This is a genomic window from Allobosea sp. TAB14 (assembly GCF_052113865.1).
Taxonomy (GTDB): Bacteria; Pseudomonadota; Alphaproteobacteria; order Rhizobiales; family Beijerinckiaceae; genus Allobosea; species Allobosea spartocytisi.
On sequence record NZ_JBFRDQ010000189.1, the window covers coordinates 1 to 7,770 of the forward strand.

Here is a 7,770-nt window from a genome sequence, read left to right on the forward strand (position 1 = left end):
TTCGAGGGGCGGGACCTGGCGCCAGGTCTTGAAACCCGCCCGCGCCGCTGCGACCGCGGCATCGACATCGGCGGACGAGGCCTCGGCGACATCGCAGATCGCCTCGTTCGTGCCGGGATTGAGCGTGGCGACATAGCGTCCCGACAGCGGATGCCGCCAGCTTCCGCCGATATAGAGGCTGCGGCCTGTCGGTGCGGGTTTGTCGAGCATGGCGGATCTCACGGCGAGGGTGCACGTCGTCGCCGCGAACACTCGCGCAGCCCTGGCCGGTGTTCAAAGACTTTCCCGCTTTGGCGGCGATGCCGAAAAGCTTCTTCGCAGTTGCGAAGACTACGAATTCTCTAGCCCCGCGCCGCCGCCATCTCGGCTTCGGTCTCGTCCTGCTCCATGCCGTCGAGCGCGGCGACCTCCTCGCTCGACGCACCGAGCTTGCGCCAATCCTCGCTCTTGGGAACGATGCCCTGATAGGAGCGCAGCTTGGCCTGCGGGATATGCGGCTCGATCAGGCCGAGCGGCTCGCCGCCGGCGATGTGCTTGCGGGCGGCATCGATCATCACGCGGCGGAACTGGACGATGGCRATGTCGCTGGCGCCAAGGCGCTCGCTGGTGCGATCGGCGATCGGCCCCATCGACTCCCACATCATGATGTCCTGGTTCGGGATGCCGGGGACGCCGGTGAAGTCGCCCAGCTTCATCGCCTTGCGATCCTGCAGATAGCCGTTCGCCTTGTTGCGCAGGACCGGCTTGTAGGTCTTGTCGAGATCGATGCCGACCTGCGCCACACAGAACTTGCGCCAGCTCTCCTGGTCGATGCAGTCGTCATTGCCCCAGGCGATGAAGTGGAAATAGCTGGAGACGTCGTCCTTGGGCACGATCACGGTCGCGACATTGTAGGACGCGTTCGGCGGGATCAGCGCCACGAAGGGCGCGACGAAGACTGTCAGCCGGATATAGTCATGCGTCTGGGCGTTGATGATCGGCCGGCGGATCGCGGCGTAGCGGAAGCCGTAATTCGTGAGCTGGACCTGGATGCGCGGGTTCTTGTCGGTCGAGGGGCGCGTCCAGTGCGTCGCGTTGGCGCCGGCCGTCGTGACGCGAGCAGGCTTCATGTCCGATGAATGCAGGCTGGAGGAATGGGCGGAATCGATCTGCCCCTCCATGATCTGCGCCCAGTTGCAGGGCAGGTCGATCTTCACGATCGAGACCTTGGCCTCCGGCGTCGGCGCCCAGGGCGGCGCCTCGAATGCCGGCATCAGCTCCTTCGGCCCCATATAGACCCAGATGAAGCCGCCGGCCTCCTGCGTCGGATAGGCCTTGTGCTGGACCTTCTCGGCGAAGCCGCTCTCGGCCGGCTCGGAGACCATCTCCAGCACCTTGCCGTCCACGTCGAACTTCCAGCCATGGTACAGGCAGCGCAGGCCGCATTCCTCGTTGCGGCCGAAGAAGAGCGAAGCCTTGCGGTGCGGGCAGAACTCGCCGAGCACGCCGATGCGCCCATCCGTATCGCGGAAGGCGACGAGGTCCTCGCCGAAGAGCCGCACGCGGACCGGCGCGCCGTCGCTCTCGACGAGCTGTTCGGACAGCAGCGCCGGCACCCAGTGGCGCCGCATGAGCGCGCCCATCGGGGCCTCGCCCTCGACGCGGCAGAGCAGTTCATTTTCCTCACGGGTCAGCACGGACGATCCCTCCAGTCGTGCGGTCGGGGCTAGCCAATCGCCAATTACTTAGATACCTAAGTCTTAAGTTATCCCGGTTTCAAACCCTTGTCGAGAGAGGCGGGCGGAGGCTTACATGAGCGAGGAAAAAGCAACCTTACGGGTCACGATCGCGGACAAGCAGATGGTCGCGCAGGACATCTGCCTGTTCGAGCTGTGCCCGGTGAATGGCGTTGCGCTGGCGCCATTCACGCCGGGCGCGCATCTCGGCGTCAGGGTTCCTACTGGCGAGATGCGGAAATACTCGCTCTGCAACGATCCCGACGAGACCGACCACTATGTCATCGCCGTCAAGAAGGAGCTCGGCGGCCGGGGCGGGTCGATCAGCCTGATCGAGGAGACACAAGCCGGGGACGAGATCGAGATCACCTTGCCGAAGAACGACTTCGCGCTGAAGCCCGGTCCGTCGAGCTATATCTTCATCGCCGGCGGCATCGGCATCACGCCGATCCGCGCGATGATCAAGCATTTGATCGCGACGCGGGCGAAGCCGTTCAAGCTCTACTATTTCACGCGCTCACCCGAGATGATGGCCTTCCGCGACGAGTTCCTGAGCCCGGAATTCCGCGGCAAGGTGGTGATCCACCATGACGGCGGCGATCCGGAGAAGGCCTATGACCTCTGGCCGGTGCTGGAGGAGCCGAAGGGCGCCCATCTCTATTGCTGCGGGCCGCGCGGCCTGATGGAGGCGGTGCGCGACATAACCGGGCATTGGTCGTCGGCGGCGGTGCATTTCGAGGATTTCGGTGCGGCCAAGGCCCGGCCGGAAGACAACACCCCCTTCACGGTCGCGCTGGCGAAAAGCGGCGAGCGCTTCGAGGTCCCGGTCGACAAGTCGATCCTCGAAGTCCTGCGCGAGGCCGGCAAGGTGCTGCCGTCCTCCTGCGAGAGCGGAACCTGCGGCACTTGCAGGACGCGGCTCGTCTCGGGCGAGCCCGAGCATCGCGATCTGGCGCTGGCGGAGCACGAGCGCGCCCGCAACATCATGATCTGCGTGTCACGAGCGAAATCCGCCGAACTCGTGCTCGATCTCTAGGGGCTTGCCATGAACGAACCGCTCCGTCTCGGCGTCGTCGGCCTGGGCCGCGCCTTCATGCTGATGCTGCCGACGCTGGCGCATCATCCGCTCGTGCGGCTGGTCGCCGCCGCCGATCCGCGCGCGGAGGYGCGCCGGCAGTTCGAGAGCGATTTCTCGCGGCCTGAAGCCCCGGCACGCAGCTATGACAGCGTCGAGCAGCTTTGCGACGACGAGGCGATCGAGGCGCTCTACATCGCCTCGCCGCACCAATTCCATGTGGCCCATGTCCGGCTCGCGGCGGCCCGTGGCAAGCATGTCCTCGTCGAGAAGCCAATGGCCCTGACCCTCGCCGATTGCCGGGCGATGATCGAGGCGGCGCAGGCCGGCGGCGTGCATCTCCTGGTCGGACACAGCCATTCCTTCGACGCGCCTTATCTGAAGGCGGCGGAGCTGATTCGTTCGGGCTGTTTCGGCCGCGCGCGCATGATTACGGCGTCCAACCACACCGATTTCCTTTACCGGCCGCGCCGTCCGGAAGAGCTCGACACCGCGCAAGGGGGCGGCGTCGTGTTCAGCCAGGGTGCCCATCAGGTCGATATCGCCCGGCTGCTCGGGGGCGGGCAGGTTGCGACCGTGTGGGCCACCACCGGACGGTTCGATCCGGCACGCCCGACCGAGGGAGCTTACCAGGCGTTCCTCGTCTTCAAGGACGGGGCCAGCGCGATGCTGACCTATAGCGGCTATGGCCGCTACGACAGCGACGAGCAACTCGGCTGGATCGGCGAGATGGGCCAGCGGCGCGACCCTGAGAGCTATGGCAGCGCGCGGCGCGGGTTGGCGCAGGTCTCGACGCCGGAGGAGGAAACCGCGCTCAAGAACACCCGCACCTATGGCGTGGCGAAGAGCCCCGTCGCGGCGCCCGTGACAGCCGCGCATAATCACTTCGGGCCGATCACGGTCTGCTGCGAGCAGGCCGATCTGCGCCCCCTCGCTGAGGGCGTGATGGTCTATGCCGATGACAAACGTTGGCTCGAGCCGGTGCCGGCGCCAACCGTGCCGCGCGCCGAGGTGGTTGACGAGCTCCATGCCGCGGCGAGGGGCGGCATTCCGCCTCTGCATTCTGGCGCCTGGGGCATGGCGACACTTGAAGTCTGCCTCGCGATCCTCGAATCCGCGCGTAGGGGACGGGAGGTCATCCTTCGCCACCAGGTCGCAGCGGCTTGAGCCGATATCGCAAAGCTGGAGACGAGTTTGCCGACCGGTCGGCTCGGCCCGGGCGGATCCAGCATGGGCCCGGCCGCCAGTAACATCGTCCCGCCTAGCATGAAAAAGCTTGGCAGGAGAAGCCTTTTTGTCTTGGACCGGCCAGGCGGCGCACGGTCTAGTTCAGCCTACGCACAGCAGCCGCGCCGCCAGGGAATCCGCCATGCCGCTCATCCGCATCGAGCCTGTCGAGGACCACGCCACGGGTCGTTTCGCGATCGAGATCTATTATCCGGCCGATGCCGAGCGCCCGCTGGTCACCACGGCGCCCCGCTATAAGAGCGCCGCTGCGGCGGAGCAGGACACCATCGCGATCCTAGCCTCCACCGCGAACAATCCGGCTCCGGAAGAGCCGGCCAACCGACGCTAGGCTCTCGACCGGCGATTTTGGGAGGAACCGAACTATGTGCGCGTCAGATCATGGCGAACATCATCATCCAATCGCGGTCGACGTCGCCGATACGGCCGACGCCTCCGTCTCCCCATCGCAGGAGATGATCGAGGAGCTCGTCGCTGCCAATCACATCCTCTTCGACCAGGGCGTCGTCGACGCTTTCGGCCATATCAGCGTGCGCCACGACAAGCGCCCAGACCGTTTCCTGCTGGCCCGCAACATGGCGCCGAGCGGAGTCACGGCCGAGGACATCGTTGAATTTTCGCTCGACGGCCAGGCCGTGAACGCAGCCGGCCGCAGGGTTTATCTCGAGCGCTTCATCCACGCCGAGATCTTTCGCAGGCGTCCCGATGTGATGGCCGTGGTCCATAGCCACTCACATTCGATCGTGCCGCTCAGCGTCGTGAAGGGGGTGCGGCTAAGGGCGATGTTCCACATGGCCGGCTTCATCGGGCAGGGCGCGCCGGTTTTCGAGATCCGCGAAGCCGGTGGCGACGCAACCGACCTCCTGATCAGCAACAGCCACCTCGGCGGCTCCCTGGCCGAACATTTCGACGGCCACGACATCGTGCTTATGCGGGGTCATGGCTCGACGGTGGTGGGCGGCTCGATCAAGCAGGCGGTCTATCGCGCGGTCTATGCCGAACTTAATGCACGCTACCAGTTGCAGGCGATGCAGCTCGGCGAGGTAACCTATCTCACCGAGGGCGAAAGCCGCTCCTGCGTTGCGAATATCGAAGCGCAGGTTCATCGCCCCTGGGAGATGTGGCTGGAACAGGCGCGCGCCCGGCGAAGCTGAACGGTCTCGCTGGCATCAATCGTCCCAAGCGCCGAGGGTGGCCTCCATGCAGTTTCATCTGAATGGCTTTCGGGCCGGCGATCCGAACGTTTCCGAACGCCCTGAGGGCAACGAGCCCCCCCCGACCTTCGAAACCATGCCGGCGGAGGTCGATGTCCTCATCGTCGGCTGCGGGCCGGCCGGCCTGACGCTGGCGGCGCAACTTGCTGCTTTCCCCGATATCAAGACCCGGATCGTCGACCAGAAGAGCGGGCCCCTGGAACTCGGACAGGCCGACGGCATTGCATGCCGGACGATCGAGATGTTCCATGCCTTCGGCTTTTCCGAGCGGGTTCTCAAGGAAAGCTACTGGGTCAACGAGGTTTCGTTCTGGAAGCCCGACGCGGAGCGGCCGGAGAACATCATCCGCCATGGCCGGATCCAAGACGTCGAGGACGGACTCTCCGAATTTCCCCATGTGATCCTGAACCAGGCGCGGGTGCATGACTTCTTCCTGGACGTCATGCGCAAGGCGCCGACACGGCTGGAGCCGAGCTATTCGCGGCGTCTGGTTGATCTGCAGATCGATATAGGCAGCGCGGCCGAGTCGGGCGCGTCGCCGCATCGTGTGACGGTGCAACTGGAGCGTCTCGATCCTGGGCAGGAGGGCGAGATCGAGACCGTCCGGGCGCGCTACGTCGTCGGCTGCGATGGCGCCCGTAGCGCCGTGCGCAAAGCGATCGGGCGCGCCTTGCACGGCGATTCCGCCAATCAGGCCTGGGGTGTCATGGACGTGCTGGCCGTGACCGATTTCCCGGATGTGCGGTTGAAGGCGTTGATCCAGTCGGCCGGCGAGGGTTCGATCCTGATCATCCCGCGCGAAGGCGGCTATCTGATCCGGATCTATGTCGAACTCGACAAGCTCAGCGAAAATGAGCGGGTCGCGAACCGCAATTTCGGCGTCGAGCACCTGATCGCCGCGGCGCAACGTATCCTACATCCCTACGCGTTCGAGGTTCATGAGGTTGTCTGGTGGTCCGTCTATGAGATCGGGCAGCGCCTTTGCGACAAGTTCGATGATGTGCCGGCCGAAGAGGTGGAAGGCCKCCCGCCTTGCGTCTTCATCGCCGGCGATGCCTGCCATACCCACAGCCCGAAGGCGGGGCAGGGCATGAACGTCTCGATGCAGGACAGCTTCAACCTGGGCTGGAAACTCGCGGCCGTCCTTCAGAGGCGATCCGGGCCGGAACTGCTGCACAGCTATTCGTCCGAACGACGGGCGATCGCGCGGGAGCTGATCGATTTCGATCGTGAATGGGCGAAGATGCTCAGCGCGCCCTTGAAGTCATCGGCATCGGACAGCGAAGGTGTCGACCCGAAGGAGGTCCAGGCCTATTTCGTCAGACACGGGCGCTATACGGCCGGGACGGCAACCCGCTACGCTCCGTCATTGCTTACAGGCGAGCCGACGTATGCCGATCTGGCCCGGGGGCTGTCGATCGGCACCCGCTTCCATTCCGCGCCGGTGGTGCGTCTGGCCGATGCCAAGCCGGTCCAACTCGGTCATGTCGCGCTGGCCGATGGCCGATGGCGGCTCTACGCTTTCGCAGATCGGAGCGATCCGGCGACGCGGTCTTCGCGGTTGCGTGCGCTCTGTGACTTCCTGGCGAATTCGCCCTCGTCGCCGGTCCGGCGATCCCGGCGGGCCGGGGACGATGTCGACGCCGTCATAGATTTGCGTGCGATCGTCCAACAGGGGCATCGCGATCTCAAGCTGGAGGCGATGCCGGAGCTACTTCTGCCCCGGAAAGGGCGCTTAGGTCTGCGCGACTACGAGAAGATATTCTGTCCCGATCTCCACTCCTGCCAGGACATCTTCGACATGCGCGGCATCGACCGCGAGCGCGGCTGCCTTGTGATCGTGCGACCAGACCAATACATCGCCCATGTGCTGCCGCTGGATGCTTACGCGGCGCTGGCGGCTTATTTCGAAGGCGTCATTTCGGATGTCGAGCAGGTGAACTGAGTCAAGCGGGCATGGTTCTGCGCCAGCCGCGGCGCCGGAGCGCAAAGATCGCGAATGCCACCAGTTGCGCTGCGACAGTGACCTGAGACCCTGATCTTTCTCCAGATTTGAGTAGAGTCTGTCACTCACGGAGACGGACGATGCGCCTCGACGGTGCGCTACATGAGCACCCGGCCTGATCCGAGACCATTTGCTGGAGCGTCGGACGGTAGAGTTTCCGGCCTTCAATCACGGCGGCGGGCTGGGTGCTCCGCCGGGATTTTGCAGCAGGATCGGTGGCTTGTTGCCGATGGCCCCGTGCGGCCGATCCTCGTTGTAGTATCTGGGCCAAGCCTCCATCTTTTCGCCCGCATCCGCAAGGGTCAGGAACCAATGGGTGTTCAGGCACTCGCTGYGGAAGCGTCCGTTGAACGCCTCGATGAAGGCATTGTCCGTCGGCTTGCCTGGCCGCGAGAAGTCGAGCGTGACGCCCTTGGCATAGGCCCACAGGTCAAGATCGCGGCTGACGAACTCGGAGCCCTGATCGACACGGATCGTCTTCGGATAGCCAAGTTTCGCGCAGACCCTTTCCAGCGT

9 protein-coding genes are annotated in these 7,770 nt (G+C 64.8%); 5 read left to right on the top strand and 4 right to left on the bottom strand.

The window, feature by feature from the left end; translation table 11 throughout:
* On the bottom strand, positions 1-210 hold a 210-nt coding region (locus AB4Y99_RS22605; RefSeq protein ID WP_441524910.1), incomplete at its 3' end, for an aldehyde dehydrogenase family protein.
* A 131-nt stretch (positions 211-341) separates the two neighbouring features.
* Positions 342-1,676 (bottom strand): Rieske 2Fe-2S domain-containing protein, encoded by a 1,335-nt coding sequence (locus tag AB4Y99_RS22610; protein ID WP_441524911.1) that lies wholly within the window; start codon positions 1,674-1,676, stop codon positions 342-344.
* Between the two features lie 115 nt (positions 1,677-1,791).
* Between AB4Y99_RS22610 and AB4Y99_RS22615 the strand changes: the two genes are divergently transcribed.
* From AB4Y99_RS22615 to AB4Y99_RS22625, 3 genes are all read left to right on the top strand, one after another.
* Entirely contained in the window at positions 1,792-2,751 is a 960-nt protein-coding gene (locus AB4Y99_RS22615) for a PDR/VanB family oxidoreductase (protein ID WP_441524912.1), read from the top strand.
* Between the two features lie 9 nt (positions 2,752-2,760).
* Positions 2,761-3,957 (top strand): Gfo/Idh/MocA family protein, encoded by a 1,197-nt coding sequence (locus AB4Y99_RS22620; RefSeq protein ID WP_441524913.1) that lies wholly within the window; start codon positions 2,761-2,763, stop codon positions 3,955-3,957.
* A 202-nt stretch (positions 3,958-4,159) separates the two neighbouring features.
* Positions 4,160-4,366 carry a hypothetical protein gene (locus tag AB4Y99_RS22625; RefSeq protein WP_142020961.1) on the top strand — a complete coding sequence of 69 codons (207 nt, stop codon included), beginning with the start codon at positions 4,160-4,162 and terminating at the stop codon, positions 4,364-4,366.
* Between the two features lie 43 nt (positions 4,367-4,409).
* Here the strand turns inward: AB4Y99_RS22625 and AB4Y99_RS22630 are convergent, their stop codons facing one another.
* Positions 4,410-4,559 carry a hypothetical protein gene (locus tag AB4Y99_RS22630; RefSeq protein WP_441524916.1) on the bottom strand — a complete coding sequence of 50 codons (150 nt, stop codon included), beginning with the start codon at positions 4,557-4,559 and terminating at the stop codon, positions 4,410-4,412.
* Between AB4Y99_RS22630 and AB4Y99_RS22635 the strand changes: the two genes are divergently transcribed.
* Together AB4Y99_RS22635 and AB4Y99_RS22640 are read left to right on the top strand one after the other, a co-directional pair.
* The gene (locus AB4Y99_RS22635) at positions 4,491-5,189 is read left to right on the top strand and encodes a class II aldolase/adducin family protein (RefSeq protein ID WP_370954294.1); all 699 of its coding nucleotides are present in this window, start codon (positions 4,491-4,493) and stop codon (positions 5,187-5,189) included. The two genes, AB4Y99_RS22630 and AB4Y99_RS22635, sit on opposite strands and share 69 nt — an antisense overlap.
* A 46-nt stretch (positions 5,190-5,235) precedes the next feature.
* Positions 5,236-7,194 carry an FAD-binding monooxygenase gene (locus AB4Y99_RS22640; RefSeq protein WP_441524914.1) on the top strand — a complete coding sequence of 653 codons (1,959 nt, stop codon included), beginning with the start codon at positions 5,236-5,238 and terminating at the stop codon, positions 7,192-7,194.
* Between the two features lie 228 nt (positions 7,195-7,422).
* Here AB4Y99_RS22640 and AB4Y99_RS22645 read toward each other — a convergent pair.
* On the bottom strand, positions 7,423-7,770 hold a 348-nt coding region (locus AB4Y99_RS22645), incomplete at its 5' end, for an integrase core domain-containing protein (RefSeq protein ID WP_441524915.1).

Bases quoted from the DNA above. Each gene is read 5' to 3' on its own strand.
- AB4Y99_RS22625 (WP_142020961.1), top strand. From the start codon at position 4,160: ATGCCGCTCATCCGCATCGAGCCTGTCGAGGACCACGCCACGGGTCGT.
- AB4Y99_RS22615 (WP_441524912.1), top strand. From the start codon at position 1,792: ATGAGCGAGGAAAAAGCAACCTTACGGGTCACGATCGCGGACAAGCAG.
- AB4Y99_RS22630 (WP_441524916.1), bottom strand. From the start codon at position 4,559: ATGGCCGAAAGCGTCGACGACGCCCTGGTCGAAGAGGATGTGATTGGC.
- AB4Y99_RS22635 (WP_370954294.1), top strand. From the start codon at position 4,491: ATGATCGAGGAGCTCGTCGCTGCCAATCACATCCTCTTCGACCAGGGC.